This is a genomic window from Bartonella sp. P12B (genome assembly GCF_055796185.1).
The window spans coordinates 1-1,950 of record NZ_JBTTDI010000049.1; the positions used below are offsets into that span (position 1 = coordinate 1).

Below are 1,950 nucleotides of genomic sequence, written 5' to 3' on the forward strand. Positions count from 1 at the left end.
AGATATCACTGCCACCTCCACGGATGCAGTCAATGGTTCTCAGCTTCATAGTCTAGGGGACAGTGTTGCGAAGTCTTTGGGTGGTTCTGCTCAGTATGAGAATGGCAAATGGACTGCTCCAAAGTTTACAGTTAAGACTGTCAAGGAAGATGGTAGTGTAGTTGAAACGCATGAGTATGATACCGTTTCTGCTGCCTTTGAGGGTGTTGGTACTTCTTTTGCAAATCTTCATAAAGAGGTTAAGAATGAGATTAATAAAGTTGTAGGAGATAGCCTTGTTAAGCAGGATACTGATACCAAGGTTATCAAGATCGGAGCAGAAAAAGGTGGTAACAGCATTAGTATTGCCAATAGTGGTGATGCATCGCGGACCTTGTCTGGTGTGAAAGCTGGCGTTCTTTCCGAAGGATCGACGGAAGCGGTCAATGGTTCTCAACTTTATTCTTTGAATACTACCCTTGCTACCTATTTTGGTGGGGGTGCTAAATATGAAAATGGAAAATGGATAGCGCCAAAATTCGAAGTTTCGACGATTGGTTCTGATGGTAATGTAGTTGAAGAGCAGAGCTATACGAGTGTAGCGGAAGCGTTTGCTGGTGTAGGCACTTCATTCACGAATCTTCATAAAGAGGTTAAGAATGAGATTAATAAAGTTGTAGGAGACAGTCTTGTTAAGCAGGATAAAAAGACGCATGTTATTAGTGTAGGGGGTGAAAAGAGTGGTGCTGAAGTTACGTTTGCAAATACTGATGGTGCATCACGAACCCTTTCAGGTGTGAAAGCGGGAACAATTTCTGCGACCTCTACGGAAGCCATCAATGGTTCCCAGCTTCATAGTTTAGGGGACAGTGTTGCAAAGTCTTTTGGTGGTACTGCTCAGTATGAAGGTGGTGTTTGGACTTCTCCAAAGTTTACAGTTAAGACTGTTAAGGAAGATGGTAGTGATGTTGAAGAAAAGAGCTATGAGAGTGTAGCAGAAGCCTTTGCTGGAGTAGGGACTTCTTTCACGAACATTCACAATGAAGTTAAGAGTGAGATTAACAAAGTTGTCAGCGATAGTCTTGTTAAGCAGGATGAAAAGACAAAGATTATCAAGATTGGTGGCGAAAAAGATGGTACGACCATCACTATTGCTGATAAAGGTAATCAAGATCGGACGCTTTCTGGCGTGAAGGCGGCAGAAAATGATAACGAAGCGGTTAATAAAGCTCAGCTTGATAAAAGCTTAGAAGATCTTTCTAAAACTATTCAGTCTGAAGATTCTTCAGTTGTTCTTTATGATAAAGGAACAAATGGTAACACCAATTATGGCAGTGTTACTTTTGGCAAAGGCAACGGTTCATCTCCGGTAGCATTGCATAATGTTTCGGATGGTAGAATTGCTGATAAATCGTATGATGTTATCAATGGTAATCAGCTTAATAAAATTTCTGAGGATATTGCGCGTTTCTTAGGTGGTAATGCGGCGTTTAAAGATGGAGCTTTTACCGAGCCTACCTATAATTTGTCTGAGATTTCTAAAGAAGGTAATATAGAACAACATGCATTTAAAAATGTTGGTTTAGCTTTTACAAGTTTTGATAAGAGTATTCAGAATGTAAACCAACGGATTAAGGATGTCTCTGAAAGTGTTTCTCAGGATTCTTTGAACTGGAATAAAGAAGAAGGAGCTTTTGTAGCGACGCATGGAGCAGGAGATGCAAAAGCCCATAGCAAGATTAAATTTCTTGCCAATGGGGATATAGCTGAAAGCTCAACGGAAGCGGTCAATGGTTCACAGCTTTATTCTCTGAATACCACCCTTGCTGAATATTTCGGTGGTGGTGCTAAATATGAAGGTGGCGAATGGACGGCTCCAAGTTTCAAGGTTAAGATTGTCAAAGAAGAAGGTAGTGATGTTGAAGAGCAGAGCTATACGAGTGTAGCGGAAGCGTTTGCCGGTGTAGGAAA

1 pseudogene is annotated in these 1,950 nt (G+C 41.1%); it reads left to right on the forward strand.

The annotated features are described in order from the left end of the window. A pseudogene (locus AC0QT1_RS08540) lies at positions 1-1,950 on the forward strand (Vomp family autotransporter); the annotation flags it as partial.